The organism is Buttiauxella agrestis ATCC 33320 (assembly GCF_000735355.1).
In the GTDB taxonomy this organism is placed as follows: domain Bacteria; phylum Pseudomonadota; class Gammaproteobacteria; order Enterobacterales; family Enterobacteriaceae; genus Buttiauxella; species Buttiauxella agrestis.
The window spans coordinates 98,634-119,253 of record NZ_JMPI01000006.1; the positions used below are offsets into that span (position 1 = coordinate 98,634).

The 20,620-nt window shown below is 54.3% G+C and carries 21 protein-coding genes and 1 pseudogene; 6 read left to right on the plus strand and 16 right to left on the minus strand.

Going from position 1 to position 20,620, the window contains the following annotated elements; genetic code table 11:
• The first annotated feature begins 41 nt into the window (after positions 1–41).
• The 3 genes and pseudogenes from GBAG_RS01040 to GBAG_RS22890 all read left to right on the plus strand — a co-directional run bounded on the left by GBAG_RS01040 (position 42) and on the right by GBAG_RS22890 (position 3,315).
• Complete coding sequence (locus tag GBAG_RS01040; protein ID WP_034492544.1) at positions 42–749, plus strand: capsule biosynthesis GfcC family protein; 708 nt, start codon at positions 42–44, stop codon at positions 747–749.
• Entirely contained in the window at positions 749–2,845 is a 2,097-nt protein-coding gene (locus tag GBAG_RS01045; protein ID WP_034492546.1) for a YjbH domain-containing protein, read from the plus strand. Before GBAG_RS01040 ends, GBAG_RS01045 begins: the two co-directional genes overlap by 1 nt.
• Positions 2,846–2,972: 127 nt before the next feature.
• Positions 2,973–3,315, plus strand: a pseudogene (locus tag GBAG_RS22890) (transposase).
• A gap of 89 nt (positions 3,316–3,404) precedes the next feature.
• On the opposite strand, the gene phnP reads toward GBAG_RS22890, so the two are convergent.
• From phnP to phnC, 14 genes are all read right to left on the minus strand, one after another.
• Positions 3,405–4,163, minus strand: coding sequence for a phosphonate metabolism protein PhnP (gene phnP / locus GBAG_RS01050; RefSeq protein WP_034492549.1), 759 nt, complete (start codon positions 4,161–4,163; stop codon positions 3,405–3,407).
• Positions 4,141–4,599 (minus strand): aminoalkylphosphonate N-acetyltransferase, encoded by a 459-nt coding sequence (phnO, locus tag GBAG_RS01055; RefSeq protein WP_034492551.1) that lies wholly within the window; start codon positions 4,597–4,599, stop codon positions 4,141–4,143. Before phnO ends, phnP begins: the two co-directional genes overlap by 23 nt.
• Before the next feature lie 106 nt (positions 4,600–4,705).
• On the minus strand, positions 4,706–5,239 hold the full coding sequence (gene phnN / locus GBAG_RS01060; protein ID WP_034492553.1) for a ribose 1,5-bisphosphokinase: 534 nt from the start codon (positions 5,237–5,239) through the stop codon (positions 4,706–4,708).
• A complete protein-coding gene (phnM, locus tag GBAG_RS01065) occupies positions 5,239–6,375 on the minus strand; it encodes an alpha-D-ribose 1-methylphosphonate 5-triphosphate diphosphatase (protein ID WP_034492556.1) in 1,137 nt (378 codons plus the stop codon). The genes phnN and phnM overlap by 1 nt, the downstream gene beginning before the upstream one ends.
• Entirely contained in the window at positions 6,365–7,066 is a 702-nt protein-coding gene (gene phnL, locus GBAG_RS01070; protein WP_034492559.1) for a phosphonate C-P lyase system protein PhnL, read from the minus strand. Before phnL ends, phnM begins: the two co-directional genes overlap by 11 nt.
• Positions 7,067–7,181: 115 nt before the next feature.
• Positions 7,182–7,940: a phosphonate C-P lyase system protein PhnK gene (phnK, locus tag GBAG_RS01075; RefSeq protein ID WP_034492562.1), complete on the minus strand. Its 759-nt coding sequence runs from the start codon at positions 7,938–7,940 to the stop codon at positions 7,182–7,184.
• The gene (locus GBAG_RS01080; RefSeq protein WP_034492565.1) at positions 7,937–8,785 is read right to left on the minus strand and encodes an alpha-D-ribose 1-methylphosphonate 5-phosphate C-P-lyase PhnJ; all 849 of its coding nucleotides are present in this window, start codon (positions 8,783–8,785) and stop codon (positions 7,937–7,939) included. Before GBAG_RS01080 ends, phnK begins: the two co-directional genes overlap by 4 nt.
• The gene (locus GBAG_RS01085) at positions 8,778–9,842 is read right to left on the minus strand and encodes a carbon-phosphorus lyase complex subunit (protein WP_034492567.1); all 1,065 of its coding nucleotides are present in this window, start codon (positions 9,840–9,842) and stop codon (positions 8,778–8,780) included. Before GBAG_RS01085 ends, GBAG_RS01080 begins: the two co-directional genes overlap by 8 nt.
• Positions 9,842–10,426, minus strand: coding sequence for a phosphonate C-P lyase system protein PhnH (gene phnH, locus GBAG_RS01090; RefSeq protein ID WP_034492569.1), 585 nt, complete (start codon positions 10,424–10,426; stop codon positions 9,842–9,844). Before phnH ends, GBAG_RS01085 begins: the two co-directional genes overlap by 1 nt.
• Positions 10,423–10,884 carry a phosphonate C-P lyase system protein PhnG gene (gene phnG, locus GBAG_RS01095; RefSeq protein ID WP_034492571.1) on the minus strand — a complete coding sequence of 154 codons (462 nt, stop codon included), beginning with the start codon at positions 10,882–10,884 and terminating at the stop codon, positions 10,423–10,425. Before phnG ends, phnH begins: the two co-directional genes overlap by 4 nt.
• Positions 10,885–11,610 (minus strand): phosphonate metabolism transcriptional regulator PhnF, encoded by a 726-nt coding sequence (gene phnF, locus GBAG_RS01100; RefSeq protein WP_034492573.1) that lies wholly within the window; start codon positions 11,608–11,610, stop codon positions 10,885–10,887.
• A gap of 16 nt (positions 11,611–11,626) precedes the next feature.
• Positions 11,627–12,409, minus strand: coding sequence for a phosphonate ABC transporter, permease protein PhnE (gene phnE / locus GBAG_RS01105; RefSeq protein WP_034492575.1), 783 nt, complete (start codon positions 12,407–12,409; stop codon positions 11,627–11,629).
• Positions 12,410–12,520: 111 nt separating this feature from the next.
• Positions 12,521–13,537 carry a phosphonate ABC transporter substrate-binding protein gene (gene phnD, locus GBAG_RS01110; protein ID WP_034492578.1) on the minus strand — a complete coding sequence of 339 codons (1,017 nt, stop codon included), beginning with the start codon at positions 13,535–13,537 and terminating at the stop codon, positions 12,521–12,523.
• Positions 13,538–13,571: 34 nt separating this feature from the next.
• A complete protein-coding gene (gene phnC / locus GBAG_RS01115) occupies positions 13,572–14,354 on the minus strand; it encodes a phosphonate ABC transporter ATP-binding protein (protein WP_034492581.1) in 783 nt (260 codons plus the stop codon).
• 190 nt (positions 14,355–14,544) lie between these two features.
• On the opposite strand from phnC, the gene GBAG_RS01120 reads away from it, so the two are divergent.
• Positions 14,545–15,759 carry a phospholipase effector Tle1 domain-containing protein gene (locus GBAG_RS01120; RefSeq protein ID WP_051873610.1) on the plus strand — a complete coding sequence of 405 codons (1,215 nt, stop codon included), beginning with the start codon at positions 14,545–14,547 and terminating at the stop codon, positions 15,757–15,759.
• Between the two features lie 113 nt (positions 15,760–15,872).
• On the opposite strand, the gene yjdN is transcribed toward GBAG_RS01120, so the two are convergent.
• Both yjdN and GBAG_RS01130 read right to left on the minus strand, forming a co-directional pair.
• Positions 15,873–16,313, minus strand: coding sequence for a VOC family metalloprotein YjdN (yjdN, locus tag GBAG_RS01125; RefSeq protein ID WP_034492584.1), 441 nt, complete (start codon positions 16,311–16,313; stop codon positions 15,873–15,875).
• A 167-nt stretch (positions 16,314–16,480) separates the two neighbouring features.
• The gene (locus tag GBAG_RS01130) at positions 16,481–16,816 is read right to left on the minus strand and encodes a zinc ribbon domain-containing protein YjdM (protein ID WP_034492586.1); all 336 of its coding nucleotides are present in this window, start codon (positions 16,814–16,816) and stop codon (positions 16,481–16,483) included.
• Positions 16,817–17,199: 383 nt separating this feature from the next.
• On the opposite strand from GBAG_RS01130, the gene GBAG_RS01135 reads away from it, so the two are divergent.
• Together GBAG_RS01135 and GBAG_RS01140 are read left to right on the plus strand one after the other, a co-directional pair.
• Positions 17,200–19,566 (plus strand): dynamin family protein, encoded by a 2,367-nt coding sequence (locus GBAG_RS01135; protein WP_034492589.1) that lies wholly within the window; start codon positions 17,200–17,202, stop codon positions 19,564–19,566.
• A complete protein-coding gene (locus GBAG_RS01140) occupies positions 19,563–20,420 on the plus strand; it encodes a diguanylate cyclase regulator RdcB family protein (RefSeq protein ID WP_034492592.1) in 858 nt (285 codons plus the stop codon). Before GBAG_RS01135 ends, GBAG_RS01140 begins: the two co-directional genes overlap by 4 nt.
• The last annotated feature ends 200 nt before the right edge of the window (positions 20,421–20,620 follow it).

Consider the following 20,620-nt stretch of genomic DNA (forward strand, 5'->3'; position numbering starts at 1 on the left):
ATAAGCGCAGCGTCATCCGACGGGTTTGCGCGAAAGGGTGGATGGCGCTTTGCTTATCCACCCTGGTATTCAATGCTTACGCTGCCGGAAATGTGACGATTTACCCACAAAATCAAACCATTAAAAACGTAGAAAGACTGGCTGATTTAGTTACACAACCTGCGCTGGCAAACGCCTGGTGGCCGGGTGCCGTCATCAGCGAACGCCAGGCAACGGCGGTGGCTGAACAAAATCACCAGAAATTACTCGCTCAACTAAGCGAATTTGCCGCGCAGGAAGACGGCGACGACGCCGCAGCTATCAACGGCATGCGCCAGCAGATGCAGGCCATACACGTCACCGGACGGCAGTTTGTTGACCTCGATCCTGACTGGGTGCGCGTTCGCCCGCGTGCCAACGTCCCACTTCAGGGCGAATACAGCCTGTGGACCGGCGCACAGCCGACCACCATCACGCTGATGGGTTTGGTCAGCTCGCCGGGCGAGAAGCCGTTTGTAGCCGGGCGCAGTGCCGATGAATATCTGGATGGCATCGACAAACTCAGCGGGGCTGACCGCAGCTATGCGTGGGTGATTTACCCGGACGGCAAAACGCAAAAAGCGCCGGTCGCGTACTGGAATAAACGCCATGTGGAACTCACTCCCGGCAGCATCCTGTTTGTCGGTTTCAGCGACCGACTTTTTAACTCTGATTTCAACAGCCTGAATCAGCAAATCCTCAACTCTCTGACCCATCGGAGACCGGATTGATGAAGAATAAAACGCTCTACAGCTTGCTGGCGCTGGCGGTCTCCGCGGCCTGCCATGCCGAAACTTTTCCGGCACCTGTTGGCCCGTCACAATCGGATTTCGGCGGCGTCGGTTTGCTACAAACCCCAACGGCACGCATGGCGCGTGAGGGCGAATTCAGCCTTAACTACCGCGATAACGACCAATACCGCTTTTACTCGGCTTCGGTGCAGCTTTTCCCGTGGCTTGAAACCACGCTGCGCTACACCGACGTGCGTACCAAACAATACAGCAGCGTCGAGGCTTTCTCGGGTAATCAAACCTACAAAGACAAAGCGTTCGACATGAAAGTACGCCTCTGGGAAGAGGGATATTACCTGCCGCAAGTGGCGGTCGGCGTGCGCGATTTAGGCGGTACCGGGTTGTTCGACAGTGAATATATTGTGGCGAGCAAAGCCTGGGGGCCGTTCGATTTCACACTCGGAATGGGCTGGGGCTACATGGGCACCAGTGGTAACGTGAAAAACCCATTCTGCGAAGTCAGCGACGGTTATTGCTATCGTGATAACAGCTACAATCAGGCGGGTTCGTTCAACTTTAGCGGCATGTTCCACGGCCCGGCGTCTCTGTTTGGCGGCATTGAATACCAGACGCCGTGGCAACCGCTGCGCCTGAAAGTGGAATATGAAGGCAATAATTACACCCAGGATTTTGCCGGGAAACTCGAGCAGCGTAGCAACGTTAACGTCGGCGCTATCTACCGTGTCGCCGATTGGGCCGACGTTAACGTCAGCTACGAACGCGGCAACACCTTCATGTTTGGCGTGACGTTGCGGACCAACTTCAACGATTTGCGACCGGGCTATAACGACAATCGTCGCCCGCAATACCAGCCGCAACCGCAAGATGAAATTCTCCAGCCGACGGTGGTCGCCAATCAGCTCACACAGCTTAAATACAACGCGGGGCTGGCCAACCCGAATATCCAGGTCAAAGGCGATACGCTGTATGTAACCGGCGAGCAGGTGAAATACCGTGATTCCCGCGAAGGTATTGAACGCGCCAACCGCATTATCATGAACGACCTGCCGGAAAATATTCGCACCCTCCGCATCACCGAAACGCGCCTGAATATGCCGCAGGTGACGACGGAAACGGATGTCGCCAGCCTGCAAAACCATCTGCAAGGCGAGCCGCTGGGGCATGAAACACAACTGGTGCAAAAACGCGTCGAGCCGGTGATCCCTGAGAAAACCGAGCAAGGGTATTTCATCGACAAATCAAAGGTGAATTTCGCGATAAACCCGGTGCTCAACCAGTCGGTTGGCGGGCCGGAAAGCTTCTATATGTATCAGGTTGGCGTGATGGGAACCGCCGACTGGTGGGTCACGGACCACTTGCTCACCACCGGCAGCCTGTTTGCTAACATCGCCAATAACTACGACAAATTTAATTACACCAATCCGCCGAACGACTCGACGCTGCCGCGTGTGCGTACCCACGTTCGCGACTACGTTGAAAATGATGTTTACGTCAATAACCTGCAAGCCAACTACTTCCAGTACCTGGGCAACAGTTGGTACGGGCAGGTTTACGGCGGCTATCTCGAAACCATGTACGGCGGCGTGGGCGCGGAAGTGTTGTACCGCCCGGTCGATAGCAACTGGGCGATTGGTGCCAACGCCAACTACGTCAAACAGCGTGACTGGACCAGCTCGCTGGACATGATGAAGTTCACCGATTACAGCGCACCAACCGGGCATATCACCGGTTACTGGACGCCACCGTTTGCGGACGATGTGCTGGTTAAACTCAGCATCGGCCAGTATCTGGCGAAAGATAAAGGCGGCACGCTGGAAATCTCGAAACGCTTCGACAGCGGCGTGGTGGTCGGCACCTACGCGACGATCACTAACGTCTCGAAAGAAGAGTACGGGGAAGGGGATTTCACCAAAGGTTTCTACGTCAATGTGCCGCTGGATATCTTCTCTTCATCGCCAACCCGCAGCCGCGCGCAGGTAAGCTGGACGCCTTTAACTCGCGACGGTGGGCAGATGCTGGGACGCAAGTTTGAGCTGTATGGCATGACGAGCGACAGAGATATTAATTTCCGCTAAGTTTGCGAGGGGGTTTCCGGTTTTTGGTAAGGGAATAAAAAACCGGATACCCTGGTGATATGTTCTTCTGGTAGCTTCGTAGGTCGGATAAGCGAAGCGTCATACGACAACAAACAAGGATGCTTCAATGTCGAATTACCGCCGTATGCGTGTTGCGGGTGGAACATGGTTCTTCACTGTAAACCTGCATGACCGTCAATCCGATTTGCTCACCAGAAAGATTGTTGAGTTAAGGCAATCCATTCGAAAGGCAAAAACGTTTTTGGGAGCACAGCATTCGGGATGAGCGGGATTATCAGGCGCATGTCGATTACGTGTATATCAACCCGGTTAAGCATGGATTAGTGAAATCAGCCATTGAGTGGCCGTATTCGTCTTTTCACCGTGATGTCAGAAATGGGCTTTATCCAGCGGATTGGGCGGGGAAAGTCGAAGATTTTCAAGCCGGAGAACGAAAAGCCGGTGGATGACGCCTACGGCTTATCCACCCTACAAAATCGCAAATCGCAAATCGCAAATCGTAGGTCGGATAAGCCGCAGGCGTCATCCGACAAAAACACTAATCCACCCGAATAACCATCCCGTCAAACCCGGCTTCAAACCCTTGCGGCAACGCATTGTCCATCAGCCAGCAATCAAATTGATGGCTGATGTGTGTGAGGATCACGCGCGGGCAACCCATGTGTTTATTCAACTCGATAACCGTATTGAAATCGCAATGGTTTTTCGGTGTTTCGGCACGCGGTTCGTGGCTGCAATCAATCACAATCACCTGCGGTTTATTGTTCGCCAGAAACTTCAGCGTTTTTTCCGGCAGGCCAGCGGTGTCGCATAGCCACGCCACACGGCTGTGCGGAGTTTCAAACAGATAACCAAAAGTGAGTTTTGAATGGTTGAGCGGCAGAGGGGTTATGCGCAGCGCCTGCAGCGTAAACCCGACAAACGGTTCCAGCGTGTGGCTGAAATCGAGAATTCCAGGATGTTTAAACAGATCGTCGCAGCCTTGCTCATCCGGTGGGCCGTAAACCGGGATTTTATCGCCCACGCCCCAACGTAGCGGGAACAAGCCCTGAACGTGGTCCATATGGTAATGGGTGAGCAAAAACTGCTGAAATTCTCCAGGCAGCCAGTGGTCCATTAAATCGGGAATGCCCGCATCCAGCAGCGTGACCGCGTCGTTAAACTTCACGACTGCGCTACAAGGCTTGCGGCGATAGTGTGGATGATTGCGCGCGCGCTCGCAGGCCGCGCAAGAACAGCCGAAAGCGGGCACCAGTTGCGCACCGCCGGTTCCGCTAAGGGTTAACGTCAGGCTCACTCAAACTCTCCACCGGTTTAGTAAAGCGGAAATGGGTATTTTGATAGCCTTCGCGCTGGTAGAAACGGTGCGCGTCGAGGCGTTTGGCGCTGGTGGAAAGCTCGGTGAGTTCCGCGCCTGCAATCCGCGCCTGTTCTTCTGCCCAGGCTAACAGTTTGCTGCCCACGCCGTGGCCGCGTGCGGCGGGCATCACCACCAGCTCCTGGATTTCACCCACCCAGTTCACATGATGCAGGTGAAATTGCATATGCAAACTGATCATGCCGACAACAGCACCGTTAAGTAACGCAAGTTGGTAGCATAAGTTGCGATCGTCGAGGTTGGCTGCGAAACCCACGTTAAATGCCTGGCGGTTAAACTCCGCCTGTTTTAGCTCACAAATCAAAGCGTAAACGGCATCGCTATCGGCGAGTGTGGCGCGGCGTAATTCAAGCATGGCGCGTTTCCTTGTGAATTTGGTGGATGACGCTACGCTTATCCACCCTACAAAATCATGCACTTGTAGGTCGGATAAGCGTAGCGTCATCCGACATTAAAGCAGCTCAATAGATCAAATGTATAAACGACGAGACAGATTCATCAAGACTATCGTCGTTATTCAGTATCAAGCACTCGTCCAAATTCGGGGCGTAAAGTGCCGCACGTTGCAGGCGCTGCTCGATTTGCAGCGCGGTTTCGCGCCCGCGAGCTTCAAGGCGCTGGCGCAACACGTCCGTCGAAACATGCAGGCAAATGGGCACTAACGCTTTGCCGTAACGCGCCCGCGCCTGGGACAGATGCTGGCGCGAACCGTTCACCACCACGTCGAACCCGGAATCGAGCCAGATATCCAGCTCGATGCCCACGCCGTAACGTTGGTGATGCGCCTGCCAGCACAGGGCAAACAAGCCCTGGCGCTGGCGCTGAGTAAACTCCTTTTCACTCAAGGCGATATGATTTTCACAGCCAGCGTCGGCGGCGCGGGTGATATATCGGTGCGCCACCAGCAGTTGATTATTCTCCTGCTGGCGCAGCGCGCCGAGCAGGCTGTCTTTCCCGGAGCCTGACGGCCCCATCAACCAGACTATTTTGTTCATCAGAACACCCGTACTCCCTGACGCCAGACGTGGCCGACGTGAATGTGATCGCCATGTTGATGTGCCAGTACCATATCGGCACGTTTGCCTTCTGCGAGCACTCCGCGATCGTCCAGGTTCAGCGCTTTGGCCGGGTTGCGTGTCACCAGTGCTACGGCTTGTGGCAGGGTGAAAGGGTTGGTTTCTTCAAAAGCGACCCGGAACGCGGCATCCAGCAAACTCGCCGGATAATAGTCGGAGGAGAGAATATCCAGCAGGCCAACTTGTGCGAGTTCATGTGCCGCCACGTTGCCGGAATGCGACCCGCCGCGCACGATATTCGGTGCGCCCATTAATACGCTCAAACCATGCTGGCGCGACGCCTGTGCGGCTTCCAGCGTGGTCGGGAACTCGGCGATGACGCTGCCCAGTTCATGAGATTCTGCGACGTGCGCACGGGTGGCGTCGTCGTGACTGGCGAGCGCAATATTGCGTGCGCGGCATTCAGTGGCAATCGCCAGGCGGTTGGGTTGCGACCAGCGATCAGCCAGCGCCAGCTGTTCCGCTTCATAGTGGTCCATGTCGGCGTCGTTAAGCTGATATTTTCCCTGATAATATTCGCGATACTTCACCAGATTAGAGAACTGACGCTGGCCTGGTGAATGGTCCATCAACGACACCAGCGACACGCCGCCACGGTCGATCAACTGCTGGAACAGCGGCAGCGTGGTGTGGTGCGGTAGTTCGCAGCGCAGATGCAGGCGGTGCTCGGCGCGGTTCACGCCACGCGCCTGGCTGTCCATCACCGCGTTGATCATTTTCTCTAAGTTTTCCAGGCGGTCGCCGCCGTCGCGCACATCGCCAAGGGCGACGGCATCCAGCACGGTCGTGATCCCGCTCGCCACCATTAAAGCATCGTGGCTGCTCATCGCCGAATGCGCGGGCCAGTCGACTTTTGGGCGTGGGGTAAAGAATTTGTCGAGGTTATCAGTATGCAGCTCGATAAGCCCCGGCAGCAGCCAGCCACCTTCGCCATCTTGCGCCTGCGGCAACTGGCTTGGGCTGTCGGCAAAATTACGAATCACACCGTCGGCCACTTCCAGCGAGCCGTTAACCACTTCATTTTCCAGCACCAGCTTGACGTTATTAATGATCATTTTTGGCCTCAACGGTTGCCATATTGTGTAAACGATCTGCGACCTGGTTGCGCACGCTTTCATCGTGGAAAATCCCGACCACTGCCGCGCCGCGCGCTTTGGCTTCCAGTATCAAATCCACCACGGCGGCGCTGTTTTTCGCATCCAGCGAGGCCGTCGGTTCATCAAGCAGCAAAATCGGGTAGTCGACGATAAAGCCACGGGCGATGTTTACGCGTTGCTGTTCGCCGCCGGAAAACGTTGATGGAGCCAGGTTCCACAGGCGCTCCGGCACATTCAGGCGCGTCAGCAGCATGGACGCTTTGTCTTCACAGACGTCACGCGAGACGCCCAAATCCAGCAGCGGCTGCATCACGACTTCAAGCGCTGAAATTCGCGGGATGACACGCAAAAACTGGCTCACCCAGCCGATGGTCTGGCGGCGCACCGCCAGCACGTCACGCGCCGGAGCCTGCACAATATCGAGCCACTCGTCGTTATGTTTGACCCAGATATGGCCCTGGTCAGGCAAATAGTTGGCGTACAGCGAGCGCAACAAAGTGGATTTTCCGCTGCCGGAATGGCCGTGCAGCACCACACATTCGCCCGATTCCACTTCCAGAGAGGCATTCGCCAGCACCGGCAAACGGATGCCGTGTTGATGGTGTAACACAAAGGTTTTGCTGAGGTTTTCAACCCGTAATCTGTACATGTTGGTTCCTTAAAACGTATGCCATGACGTCGGATGACGGCTTCGCCTTATCCGACCTACAGGTTCGTTGTTCGTAGGTCGGATAAGACGCGTCAGCGTCGTCATCCGACAAATGTCAGTTCTGCAACACCGATGACACCAACAACTGGGTATACGGATGGTGCGGGTCGTCCAGCACACGGTCGGTCAGGCCGCTTTCCACCACTTGCCCCTGTTTCATCACCAGCAGGCGGTCGGCCAGCAAACGCGCCACGCCCAAATCGTGGGTGACAATCACTACCGCCAGGTTGAGTTCACGCACCAGGCCGCGCAGCAGGTCGAGCAAACGCGCCTGCACCGAAACATCCAGCCCGCCGGTTGGCTCGTCCATAAACACCAGTTTCGGGTGCGTCACCAGATTGCGGGCAATTTGCAGACGTTGCTGCATCCCGCCGGAAAAGGTGGTTGGCAGGTCGTCGATGCGCGAAGCCGGGATTTCCACCTCTTCTAACCAGCGCTCGGCGGTGGCACGAATGTCACCGTAGTGACGCGCACCGGTTGCCATTAAACGCTCGCCGATGTTGCCGCCCGCGGAAACATGGCGGCGCAGGCCGTCCATCGCGTGTTGGTGCACCACGCCCCATTCGGTGCGCAGCAGGCGGCGGCGCTCGCCTTCGCTCATGTCATATAAAGAAGAGTCGAGGTACACCACTTCACCATTCTGTGGGGCGAGGCGTGCGGAAATGGATTTCAGCAGCGTGGTTTTACCGGAACCAGATTCGCCGACTATCCCCAGCACTTCGCCAGGATAAAGCTCGAATGACACATCGCTGAAGCCTTTGCCCGGCGCGTACAGGTGGGTCAGGTTATTGACCGAAAGTAAGGGTTGAGTCATTTGCTTGCGGCCTCGCTGTTCTGGCGGCAGAAATCGGTATCGGAGCAGACGAACATGCGGTTGCCCGCATCGTCGAGCACCACTTCGTCAAGGTAGCTGTGGTGCGAGCCGCAAATCGCGCAAGGCTCTTCCCACGCCTGGACGGTAAACGGATGGTCGTCAAAATCGAGGCTTTCGACGCGGGTGAACGGCGGCACCGCGTAGATGCGTTTTTCACGCCCGGCACCGAACAGTTGTAGCGCGGGCATCATGTCCATTTTCGGGTTGTCGAATTTCGGGATTGGCGACGGGTCCATCACGTAGCGTTCGTTCACTTTCACCGGGTAGGCGTAAGTAGTGGCGATATGGCCGAAACGGGCGATGTCTTCGTACAGTTTCACCTGCATCACGCCGTATTCTTCCAGCGCGTGCATGGTGCGGGTTTCGGTTTCGCGCGGCTCGATAAAGCGCAGCGGCTCAGGGATTGGCACCTGGTAAATCAGGATCTGGTCCTCACGAAGTGGCGTTTCCGGGATGCGGTGGCGCGTCTGAATCAGCGTGGCGTCGGCGGTGGATTCGGTAGTCGCCACGTTGGTGACGCGCTTGAAGAAGTTGCGAATCGACACGGCGTTGGTGGTGTCGTCTGCGCCCTGGTCAATCACCTTCAGCACGTCGTTTTCGCCGATCACGCTGGCAGTGATCTGGATGCCGCCGGTTCCCCAGCCATAGGGCATCGGCATTTCTCGCCCGCCAAACGGCACCTGATAACCCGGAATGGCGACCGCTTTGAGAATGGCGCGGCGCAGGGTGCGTTTGGTTTGCTCATCCAGATAAGCAAAGTTGTAGCCGGAGAGTGCCTTAGTCACGATGACGTTCCTTTTGCAGACGTTTGAGCAGTTCCAGTTCGGCCTGGAAATCGACGTAGTGCGGCAGTTTCAGGTGCGAGACAAACCCGGCGGCTTCGACGTTATCAGCGTGGGCCAGCACGAACTCTTCGTCCTGCGCCGGGCCTGCTACCGTTTCATCGTAGTCCGGCGCTTGCAGCGCGCGGTCAACCAGCGCCATCGCCATCGCTTTGCGTTCGCTCATGCCGAACACCAGCCCGTAGCCGCGCGTGAAGTGCGGGTCTTCATTTTCGGGGGCGACAAAACCATTGACCATTTCGCACTCGGTAATCAGCAGTTCGCCGACGTTAAGTGCAAAACCCAGCTCTTCCGGCACAATTTCCATATCGACATAGCCACTGCGAATCTCTGCCGCAAACGGGTGATTGCGTCCGTAGCCGCGCTGCGTGGAATAGGCGAGGGCCAGCAAATAGCCTTCGTCGCCGCGCACCAGTTGTTGCAGGCGCGAGGAACGTGAACACGGGTAAACCGGCGGCTGGCGGGTGATATCGTCAGGTTTTTCGCCGTTATCTTCTTCGGCTTTCGCCAGCCCCTGTTTTGCCAGCAGGCTGAATACGTGCGGCGCGGGTTCGGCGTGGTCATCCGTGGTTTTAAGCTGTGGCGCTTCGCCGTTTGCCAACAAGGTGAAATCCAGCAGACGGTGGGTGTAATCGTAAGTTGGGCCGAGTAATTGCCCGCCCGGCACGTCTTTGTAGACCGCAGAAATTCGGCGCTCGATGCGCATCTCGGCAGTGTTCAGCGGCTCGCTCACCGCCAGGCGCGGCAGCGTGGTGCGATAAGCGCGCAGCAGAAAGATGGCTTCGACCATGTCGCCGCTGGCCTGTTTGATGGCGAGAGCGGCGAGTTCCCGGTCGGCAATACCGCCTTCGGTCATCACGCGATCCACCGCCAGGCCAAGCTGTTGCTCGATTTGCGCGACGCTCAGTTCGGCCAGGTTTTGGTTGCCACGACGATTGTGTTCCTGGAGTTGGTGGGCGGCGGCAATCGCCTTCTCGCCCCCTTTGACGGCGACGTACATCAGCACACCTCCACATGAGTGGTGCGAGGGATCGCCAGCAGGCGGTCGCCGCAGGTGAGAATCAGGTCGATGCCCAGCGGGAACGGGTGCGGGCGTTCGGTGAGTTCGTGGATCACGCAGTCCGGCAGTTGTGGGGCAATCATGCGTTCTTCGCGAATACCCGCGCCGGTTAAGCGCAACATGCGGCCACCGCTCAGGCTCGGCACCTGCAAAATCAAAGTCGCGCTGGTGTCGGGGGCGACGTCGGTGCCTTGCGCCAGCGCGTTCAACTGCCCGGCGGTGATTTCTGCGTCGGCGACGGCAAACTGCGCGTGCTCAGGCGTCAGGGAAATGGGGGCATTTGTATGGAATCGGACATTTTGCAGCGTGACGTCATTGCTCAGAGCGTCGCTAATCCACACCGGAGTGTCGTTATCGGCAAGCGTCAGCAGCACGCTGGTGGAGGCGACATTCAGCGGTTTCCAGCCATGTTGCAGGGAATGCAGCGCGACGATTACGCCCGGCTCGCTCATCGCTTTTAGCAGGCGACGGAAGCTCTGTTGGGCGTCCTGCACGGGCAGGTTGAAAGCGGTCATCAGGGTCATGCGTTATCTCCGCGAACCAGAGTGAAGAAGTCGACTCGGCTGCTGTTAATTTGGGTGCGGCGAGCAGCTAAACGCTGTTCGCGATTGGCGGCCAGAGGCGCAATAACAGTTTCTTGTAAAGTCTGGAATCGAACTTTTTCCTGCATTAGCGCGTCGATCACGGCACAGCGTTCGGCGTGGGCTTTGTCGCGCCCTAATAGGTAGCTGTAGCCGTAAGTCCCGTTGGCGAGCTGCACCACGGCGCGGGTGAGCGTGGCGTCACCGGCAAAAAAGCGTTGCCCGGTTGCGCCCATTCGCGCCTGAATTTGTGCAAGTCCGGTTTCGGCCTTGCGGATAACTTGATATTCAGGGTTGAGATTTTGTTCTGCCCAAATGGCTGCCAACTCTTGCGGCAGGCTGTGGGCGAGCACGGCCATCCACTGCTGGCGCTGTGCGGTGTCAAAATGCGGTGCGTCCATTTAGTGCTCCATGGTGAATTCAATCATGTCGGCGCGCGTCAGGCTGACGGAGTATTCCGCAGGCGAGGCGTCACCTTCATGGTGGTTGAGAGTGCGCACGCACAGCAGCGGAGACATATTCGGGATCTCCAGCAGGCGACTTTCTTTGGCCTGAGCGCGGCGTGCGCTGATGCGTGTTTGGGTGCGTGTGAGGTTGATACCGAGTTGGGTCTGAATCACGTCGTGCAGCGAACCGCTGGTGAACTGTTGCAGCGTGGGCCACCAGGCGAGTTCCGCAAAGTAATGGTCTATCAGGCACACCGCGATACCGTTAACGCGGCGCAGTGTGCGCAGGTGAATAATGTTTTCGCCTTCGGTGACGCCGAGCGCGTCTGCCACACTATTGGAGGCCGGGCGCAGCACCGCGAGTAAGCGCTCGCTGGTGGGGTGGCTTCCCTGGTCGAGCAGGTTCTGGCTAAAGCGGGCTTGCGAATTTAACGGGTAGTCGAACGGGCGCATCAGCACTAACACACCAATTCCCTGGCGGCGCTGCACCCAGCCTTTCTCAACTAACTGGTCGATGGCGCGGCGCAGAGTGTGGCGATTCACTTCATAACGCGCTGCCAGTTGGCTTTCGGCGGGCAGGTAGTCGCCGCAGCGGTAGTTTTTACGCAGCTCCACTTCGAGCAGGGCGGCGATTTCCTGGTAACGCGTCGGGTAACTGGTCGGATGTCTGGATAAGTGCATTTTCAACAAAGCCTCGTTAAATGAAATGCTTACGTAACCGTTGCGACATGAAATCCAACAGGCTGACGGTGATGATGATGACAATCATCAGCGCGCAGGTTTGCTGGAACTGGAATCCACGAATCGCTTCCCAAAGTGTGACGCCAATCCCGCCTGCGCCCACCATGCCAACCACCGTTGCCGAACGGACGTTCGACTCAAAGCGATACAGCGAGTAGGAAATCAGCAGGGGCATCACCTGCGGCAGCACGCCGTAGATAATTTCTTCAAGTTTGTTGGCACCGGTGGCGCGAATGCCTTCTACCGGGCCGGGTTCGATAGCTTCCACCGCTTCAGAAAGCAGTTTGGACAGCACGCCGGTGGTGTGAATAAACAGCGCTAAAACGCCAGCGAAAGGGCCGAGGCCAACGGCGACCACGAACAGCATGGCGAACACCATTTCGTTGATGGCGCGGCAGGCGTCCATCAGGCGGCGCATCGGCTGGTAAATCCACCATGGCACTAAATTGTCGGCGCACATCAGGCCGCAGGGAATGGAAAGCACGATGGACAGCGCGGTGCCCCAGACGGCGATTTGTAGCGTGACGCCCATTTCACCGAGGTATTGTTGCCACTGGCTGAAATCAGGCGGGAAGAAGTCGGCGGCGAAGGTCGCCATGTTGCCCGCATCGCGGAACAGAGTCAGCGGAGCCATTTCCGCGCCTTGCCAGGAGGCAACGAGTACCGCTAACAAAATCGCCCAGCTCAGTAGCGAGAACCAGCTACGTTTTGGTGCGGCGACCTGAATGGTTTGTTGCATGGGGTGCTCCGTGTTTGGGTTTTGCTTAACACTGTCGGGTGACGCTGCGCTTACCCGACCTACAAGCTCTGGGCCGTAGGGGGGATAAGCGAAGCGTCATCCACCAACAATTTACTGAACCGCTTTATTCACGTTGCTCATCGCAGACAGCGCGGCGGTCAAACGATCCAGGTCACTAAGCTGGTTTTGCAGGGCAGTGACTTTGGTGGTTTTTTCCGGCTCGGCTAACCCTTTGTTGTCCTTCACACCTTGCATCTGTTTAAACAGGGCGAGTTGGCGAATTGGCACCAGTTGCAGGTCGCTGGATGGGCGGAACGGCGCCCAGGTCAGGCCTTTGAGCACCGCAGCTTCTTCCGGCGTTTTGCCGTAAGTCATGAAGAAGTCATAGATTTTGTCTTTGGTGGCTTCGGAGAGGTTTTTACGCCACACGATCGGATCGCCTGGGATCAACGGAGATTTCCAGATGACTTTCAGATCTTTGAATTTCTCAGGGGCGGTTTGCTTCAAACGATCGAGGTTTTCAGTGTTGTTGGTCGCCACATCCACTTGTTTATTTGCCACCGCCAGCGCGTTGGTTTCGTGGTTGGCATTCACTGAGCGTTTGAATTCGTTCGGTGCCGCGTTGTTTTTGGCGAAAACGTAGTATCCAGGGACCAGATAACCCGACGTAGAGTTAGGGTCGCCGTTGCCAAAAGTCAGCTCTTTACGTTTCGCTAACATGTCCTGCAGATTATTGATTGGGCTGTCTTTGTTAACGATCAACACGCTCCAGTAACCCGGCGATCCATCTGCCGCGACCGTCTGAGCAAACACCTGGCCGTTGGCGCGATCCACCGCTTCCATGGCCGAAAGGTTGCCGTACCAGGCGATATCCACTTTGTTAAAACGCATCCCCTGAATGATCCCGGCGTAGTCCGGCGCGAAGAAAGCATTCACTTTCACGCCCAGTTTCTTCTCCATATCCTTCAGGAACGGTTCCCACTGCGGTTTCAGGTTTTGCTGGGATTCGGTGGAGATAATGCCGAAGTTCAGGGACTTTTCTTGCTCATCCGCATGGGCTGCGTTGAACAGGGCGCTAACGCTCAGGAGGCTGGTAAAGGCGAGTGCTTTTACGGCTTTGTAGCTCATGGCTGACTATTCCTTGAAGTAGATAGCAAAGTGGTTAAGCAGCAACCGCATCAACGCGATTTATGCTGCGGTAAAGATTTCCCAGCCGTTCGTTGTCGAACGCCGAGCTGCTTCCGTCGTAAAAAACATGACCCTGTCGCAGGGCGACAATGCGTTCGCAATAGCGCAGGGCGTAATCCACCTGATGCAGCGTCACGACTACGGTGATGCCGTCCAGACGGTTAATGTCGTGCAGCGTTTCCATCACGATGCGTGCGGATTCCGGGTCGAGTGAGGCAATCGGTTCATCGGCCAGAATCACTTTCGCCTGCTGCATCAGCGCCCGGGCAATCGCCACGCGCTGCTGTTGCCCACCGGACAGGGTGGAGACGCGTTGATACGCAAATTGCGCCATGCCGACGCGGGTCAGCGCCTGCAACGCACGTTGCTTTTGTTCGCGGGTAAACCAGTTAAAACAGGTGCGCCAGAACGGCGTGGCACCGAGCGCGCCAATCAGCACGTTTTCGAGTACTGTCAGGCGATTCACCAGGTTGAACTGCTGGAAGATGTAGCCGGTGTGAGCACGACTCTTGCGGATATCGCTTGCCAGGCGGCCTGCTTTTTGGACGGTGCGGCCAAGCAATTCAACATGACAATCGGCTGATTTATCAGAAGTAATCAGGCCGCTTAGGTGACGTAAGAGAGTGGATTTGCCTGAACCAGACGGTCCCAGCAAAGCGACCATCTCACCTTCATTAACTTCCAAATCAACAGCATTTAATGCCTGATGCTGGTTGAAGGTTTTGCTCAGTTTGTTGACGCGAATAATAGTTTGCATCACACGGCTCCTTAAAAAGTTGCCTCATGGTGCCGATGAAATGTGACGATTTTGTTAAGGATAAGTGTACATATGATGAAGAGTGAGTCTCAGCCTGGAAGTCATCAGGCTAATCAACTATTTGTCGTATTGTTTAGCGTCTCGTTTTTGGCTTTGCTTACAGATACCCTCTGGCCTTGGGAATTCAGCAATGAGCAAAAATATTATTTTTTGTGCCGATGGCACATGGAGCGCTCCTGGTGTTGAAGAACAAGCGGATGACGAAGCCGCGGCAAGTAATGTTTATCAGTTATTCGTTGATTTAAAAGGTGCTGTAGACCAGCAAAGTTTGCTACTGGCAAATGAACAAGAAAAGACGCTTACCGATAACAGCGGCAATGTGCTGCAAGTGGCCAAATATATTCATGGCATGGGCGATCCGCATAACGGCCTGGTAAAAAGCCTGGGCGGCGCATTTGGCGCGAGCCTGATCATCCCGATTATTCGCGGCTATACGTTTATTAGCCGCCACTGGCAGCCTGGCGACCGGATTTATATTGTCGGATTTAGCCACGGGGCTTATACCGCGCGAATGCTGGCAGAAATGATCGTCGATCGCGGCTTACTCAACCGCGACAGGCTGCATTTAAACGTGCGCAATAAAGAAGAGGCCTGGCGTTTTGGTTCGTCCATCTGGGCGCAATATCTGGCTCATGGGCCGGATATGAGCCCGAGTATTTTGGGCAGCGTATTGCGTGAGCTTCCTGGGTTTTTCTGCGACAGCGTTGATCCCACTTGTATTACGCGCCCGGCTTCCATTGAAGCGGTTGCGGTCTGGGAAACCGTCGGGCAGATGGGCATTCCTAAATATTTCAACGACAAACGTTACGATATTTTTCGCTTTCACAGTACAGAGCTGCATTCGCGGGTCAAATACGGGCTACAGGCGATTGCAATAGATGAACAGCGCGTCGATTTAACCCCGGTGCTGTGGGATAACCGCGACCGTATTTTGCAGGTGATGTTTCCGGGGATTCATCATGATGTGGGCGGTTATTACAGCGGCACTGATGAAGATCGCTGTTTGTCTAATGGCGCGTATTTGTGGATGCACGATGCGCTCGATGATTTGGGTATTCATTTGGCGCGGGGCGAAGTGGTGTCTGATGCGCTTGGCCCGATGCACTGCGAATGGTATCCGCCAACGCGCTATTTGCGCATTATGCCGCGCCAGCTTCCTGCCCCCGTTAGCTCGTCAATGATGGTGCATCAGTCGGTTATCGAGCGGCTTAATGGGGGAAAATCGTTGCTACAACAGTCGGCGGTAAGCGGGGAGTGGCAGACCGGGCCTTATGTTCCGCACCCATTGCTGGATTACCAGCATGCGGCAAACGTGATCCCCATTAATTGGGCGATTGCGCGGTAAAAAGTGTTACCCATGTGCCCGGTTTGTACCGCTAGCGTCATCCACCATTTTCGCCAGATTTGTCGGATGACGCTGCGCTTATCCGACCTACGTTTGGCATCAGGTCGAACCGGTTACATCGGTTTTTCGACATTCACCATCCACGGAATACCGTATTTATCGGTCAACATGCCAAAGCCTTTCGCCCAGAAGGTTTCTCCGTACGGCATGGTGATATCGCCTCCGGCAGAGAGGCTATCAAACCAGCGTTTGCCCTCGTCGACATCTTTGCTGGTAAGACTCAGCGCGTAACCCGTGTGTTTCACTTTATCGGCGCACATATTGCCGTCACTCATCATCACTTCGCCGCCGCTAATACGTACATTGGCATGCATGATTTTATCGTCAGGCCAGTTAAATCCGCTGCCGCAACCCTCGGCGGTGTCGCTTGCTTCATCCTTCGGCATTTCGCCAAAAGTCATTTTAAACAGTAACTCAGCACCAACGGCTTGCTTGTAGAACTCGATAGCTTCTTCGCAGGTGCCGTCAAAAAAGATGTAGGGGCCAATAGACATGGTCTAATTCCTCATAGAGAGAGATTATTTTATGGACAGAACAAGTTTAGATGCGGGGCGCGGGGCTAGCCAGGCGGGGGGAGGGGGAATGGTGGATGACGCTGCGCTTATCTACCCTACAACGACCCTTCGTAGGTCGGATAAGCGCAGCGTCATCCGACACTAAGTTAGTTCTTTTTAACGAACTCAGACTTCAGCTTCATCGGGCCAAAACCATCAATCTTGCAATCAATGTTATGGTCGCCTTCAACCAGACGGATCCCTTTGACTTTAGTACCAATCTTCAACATTGAAGAGCTGCCTTTAACCTTCAAATCTTTCACTACGGTGACGTTATCGCCGTCAGCCAGCAGATTACCGTTGGCATCTTTAACAATCAGTTGGTCGCTGTCTTGCGCAGGTTCGGCATCATTCCATTCATGGGCACATTCCGGACAAATAAACATGCCGTTGTCTTCGTAGGTGTACTCGGAATTGCATTTCGGGCAGTGAGGGAGAGTCATAAATAATATCCTCAAAAATAGCGGCGTTCCGCCAAAAGTGGCACGATTATACATTAAAACCCTGCTTTTGTCGGGACTACTGCTGTAATGATGAGTGCTTTCAGACATGCAGCAATAAGAAAGTGCTATTTTAAAACGTTATTTAATTTCCAAATTCGCGACGAAAATACAGAATTGGATTATCAAAATGCGTTATTGTATTCTTTTCCGAGTTATTCAACTGGCGACTCGTCCAGGTCTTTTCTATATGAAAAATTAGTCTTAATTATAATATTAACGAATAAATGATTTCCGCACGTAATTATAATTACCGGTACTGCATTTCCACAAAAATATAAAGACTTTTAAAAATCCGCGTAATTTGATTTAAGTAAGGATTTTTTATGCACGCACAAGCAATATTTGAGTTAAGTCAGGAAGTCGAACGGTTATTGCAACTCGCCCTGCAAAACCTGAATACTTTAAAAACGACCTCTTTTACGACACAGCATAACAATAATTATTTCGCTCAACCGTCAACAGGCAAGGTTGCAGCCTCGCAATTTTGCCCACGCAGCATTCAGGCGCAACAGGCGCTGCTGCAAAATGAGCTACGGAAAATTACCCAGCATGAAATGGTGCTGGCGATAGTCGGAACGGTAAAAGCGGGAAAATCCACCACCATTAATGCCATTATTGGGACGGAAGTTTTGCCTAATCGCAACCGTCCGATGACGGCGTTACCGACGCTTATTCGCCATACGCCCGGCCAGCGTGAACCGGTGCTGCATTTTCCCTATGTTCAGCCCATTGAAAAGCTGATGGAGATATTGCAAACCCGTTTGCAACAAGCGGACAGCGAAACGCTGACAAAACATCTGGAAATTGACAAGGATATGGCGGGGTTATTAACCCGAATTGCCGAAGGAAATTCATTCGCTAAGCATTATCTTGGTGCGCAGCCAATATTTCATTGCCTGAAAAGCTTGAATGACCTGGTGCGTTTATCTAAAGCGCTGGATGTGCCTTTTCCTTTTAAAGCGTACGCGGCGATTGAACATGTTCCGGTTATTGAAGTGGAATTTGTCCATCTTGCCGGAATGGATGAAACCCATGGCCAACTGACACTATTAGATACGCCTGGGCCAAATGAAGCTGGACAGCCACATTTGCAAAAAATGCTTCAGGAACAACTGGCGCAGGCATCGGCTGTGCTGGCGGTGCTGGATTACACCCAATTAAAATCGGTTTCTGATGAAGATGTGCGCAAAGCTATTTTGGGCGCTGGAACTTCCGTCCCGCTTTACGCGCTGGTGAATAAGTTTGACCAGAAAGATCGCAATAGCGACGATGAAGAACAAATTAAAGCGCTGATTTCCGGCACATTAATGAAAGGGGCAATCGATCCCAGCCATGTTTTCCCGGTGTCATCTATGTGGGGATATCTGGCCAATCGCGCTCGCCATGAACTGACATTACACGGCAAATTACCGCCTCCCAATGAGCAGCGCTGGGTGCAGGATTTTGCTGACGCCGCACTTGGCCGTCGCTGGCGCAATGAAGATCTGGCGGATGCTGGAGCCTTACGCCACGCGGCAGAATTACTGTGGGAAGATTCGATGTTTGAAGCACCGGTCAAAACGGTGCTCCATGCCGCTCATGCTAACGCGTCGATGTACGCGCTGCGTTCTGCCTGCCAGAAATTGCTGAACTACACCCAGCGCGCGGAAGATTACCTGAATTTCCGTTGCCACGGCCTGCAAATTGCCAGTGAGCAATTGCAGCAAAATATCGCAGCACTGGAAGATGATATGAATCTGGCGGCGTCCAGTCAGCAGACGGCCAATACCGTTGCACGTAATAACGTCAAACAAGCCATTGATGCAATGGGTGATTTTATTCGTCGCTATGAGCTGCAAATTATCACCCACATTGAAGATTACTTTCGTAATGGCATGGTGCCAGAGAAACTCACGCGCCAGGCGCTCTCGTTTGGCACTCAGCGCGGGCGCGACTTTGACGCCCGCCACGCCACTCTCAGTTTTGACGACGAGCCTTCGGCGCAAATTGCGCTCCATAGAATTCGCGCTTCATGCGAAGTCATTCTGACTGCCGCACAAGAAAAGATGACCGAGGAGTTAACTCATCTTTTCAGTTATCTCGAAGTCGAACTGGCCGATACGCTGCGAAATACCCTCAAACCGATTGAATGTCGCGTCGCGCAGGGGCTAACGCAGGCCGGGTTTCGCACCAATATTAGCCTGCCGGTGTTTCACGTCGGCTTATTAAACTTCAATGCTAATCAGGCATTTAACGAGCTTATCGAAGAGCAGGATATTCCCGTCGCGCGATTACGCCGCCCGGAGGGAATGCGTGGAACGGTGGCTCGCTGGCTCAATAGCGACGACTGGGGCTGGGAAGGCTACACCGTCATGCAAAGTCGCTACGTGATTTCCCTGGCCGATGTGCAACGCAGGCTGTGCCAGCATGTGGCTGAGTTCTTGTTGCAGCTTAACCAGAACATGGCGGCACAAATCGAAATGTCTGTCACGGAGGGAATGACCGCCTTCTTCGATGATTTTTCCCAGGCGCTGGATGCGATACGCCTGAATCTGCAACAAAGCCTGATGGCACGTTCGCAAAATGAAGAGGCGGTGATGATCTTGCGCCAGCAGCTTCAACAGTGTGTCCGAACCACACGCTACATCCACGAGGACACCCGCCTGTTGCGGGATGATATTCAGACGCTTTTTACGGTAGAACAGCAATGAGTGGTTTATTACCCGGAACGCAAACACGCGCTTTGGAATGTGTTGCAGAGAAGTTTGTCGTCGACTTTGCCAGAAACAGTGGTGCCATGCGCGAGTCGTGGCGTAGTCAGCACAGCAAAGCCTTTTATCAACGTCTGACGAAGGAATTCATCGGCCAAAGTCAGTTGCAGAAATGGGCGCTGGACGACGTATTACTGGATGCGCCAGAAGTGACGTTGGCGATGCTCGGGCAGCTTTGCCAGCGGGTTGCCAAAAAGCACCGGGCAATGGTCAAGGTACAAGAGAGCATGCGTACGCGCGTATCCTATGATGTTCCTGAGATTCGCCAGCAGTTCGTGCAGTTACAGCAACTGCTTGCGCAGCGTATCGACAAACTGGAAATTCAATTGAACGCCAGCGATATGACTCATCTGGGGCTGGTGCATTGCGAGCAGGTTATTGCCCGCTGGCAGTCCGGGCATTACTCGGCATTTTCTCCGGCCGGTCGCTGTTATATCGCGCTACAAGAGTTGTATTGGGGTGCGTTTGGCGAGGCGCTACGCTTCGGTAATGCATTGCAAACCACTGAGTTAATTGAGCAAGCACGTGCGCTGGCTATCAGGCAATTAGCGCAAGATGTGAATGCGTCTGTCCGCACTCGCCATTACTACTATGAATGGTTGATGTTCCCAACAACGCCAGAAATGATGGAAAGCAAAGAAGCGCTGGCATGGCTTGGTGATGATTGTGACAGCGAAAAACACCCGGTTAGTTTTGCTACAACGCAAACACATCAGGGCGTTTCGCTGGGGATGCCGCGTATTTGTTCGGCAATGCGATTGGGTAGTGCGATGGTCGATGAAGTTTTTAATTAAAATAACGAATAACAGTAATGACTTCTGGAATATATTTATATTCCAGAAGTCATAATGTTCAGCGATATAATCCCATAACATCGCAAATATGAATAATATTTGCGATGGAAGTAACAGCCCTATCTTACTGTTTATCATGCCTAAAAATTAAGAAGTACCATCATCTGCCTGAAAGTACCAATTGTTAAAATTCATTCTGT

Bases quoted from the DNA above. Each gene is read 5' to 3' on its own strand.
- phnF (WP_034492573.1), bottom strand. From the start codon at position 11,610: ATGCACTTATCCAGACATCCGACCAGTTACCCGACGCGTTACCAGGAA.
- phnD (WP_034492578.1), bottom strand. From the start codon at position 13,537: ATGAGCTACAAAGCCGTAAAAGCACTCGCCTTTACCAGCCTCCTGAGC.
- yjdN (WP_034492584.1), bottom strand. From the start codon at position 16,313: ATGTCTATTGGCCCCTACATCTTTTTTGACGGCACCTGCGAAGAAGCT.
- phnM (WP_034492556.1), bottom strand. From the start codon at position 6,375: ATGATCATTAATAACGTCAAGCTGGTGCTGGAAAATGAAGTGGTTAAC.
- GBAG_RS01085 (WP_034492567.1), bottom strand. From the start codon at position 9,842: ATGTACGTCGCCGTCAAAGGGGGCGAGAAGGCGATTGCCGCCGCCCAC.
- GBAG_RS01130 (WP_034492586.1), bottom strand. From the start codon at position 16,816: ATGACTCTCCCTCACTGCCCGAAATGCAATTCCGAGTACACCTACGAA.
- phnG (WP_034492571.1), bottom strand. From the start codon at position 10,884: ATGGACGCACCGCATTTTGACACCGCACAGCGCCAGCAGTGGATGGCC.
- phnN (WP_034492553.1), bottom strand. From the start codon at position 5,239: ATGAACAAAATAGTCTGGTTGATGGGGCCGTCAGGCTCCGGGAAAGAC.
- GBAG_RS01135 (WP_034492589.1), top strand. From the start codon at position 17,200: ATGCACGCACAAGCAATATTTGAGTTAAGTCAGGAAGTCGAACGGTTA.
- phnK (WP_034492562.1), bottom strand. From the start codon at position 7,940: ATGACTCAACCCTTACTTTCGGTCAATAACCTGACCCACCTGTACGCG.
- GBAG_RS01045 (WP_034492546.1), top strand. From the start codon at position 749: ATGAAGAATAAAACGCTCTACAGCTTGCTGGCGCTGGCGGTCTCCGCG.
- phnO (WP_034492551.1), bottom strand. From the start codon at position 4,599: ATGCTTGAATTACGCCGCGCCACACTCGCCGATAGCGATGCCGTTTAC.
- phnH (WP_034492569.1), bottom strand. From the start codon at position 10,426: ATGACCCTGATGACCGCTTTCAACCTGCCCGTGCAGGACGCCCAACAG.
- GBAG_RS01120 (WP_051873610.1), top strand. From the start codon at position 14,545: ATGAGCAAAAATATTATTTTTTGTGCCGATGGCACATGGAGCGCTCCT.
- phnE (WP_034492575.1), bottom strand. From the start codon at position 12,409: ATGCAACAAACCATTCAGGTCGCCGCACCAAAACGTAGCTGGTTCTCG.
- GBAG_RS01040 (WP_034492544.1), top strand. From the start codon at position 42: ATGGCGCTTTGCTTATCCACCCTGGTATTCAATGCTTACGCTGCCGGA.
- phnL (WP_034492559.1), bottom strand. From the start codon at position 7,066: ATGTACAGATTACGGGTTGAAAACCTCAGCAAAACCTTTGTGTTACAC.
- phnC (WP_034492581.1), bottom strand. From the start codon at position 14,354: ATGCAAACTATTATTCGCGTCAACAAACTGAGCAAAACCTTCAACCAG.
- GBAG_RS01140 (WP_034492592.1), top strand. From the start codon at position 19,563: ATGAGTGGTTTATTACCCGGAACGCAAACACGCGCTTTGGAATGTGTT.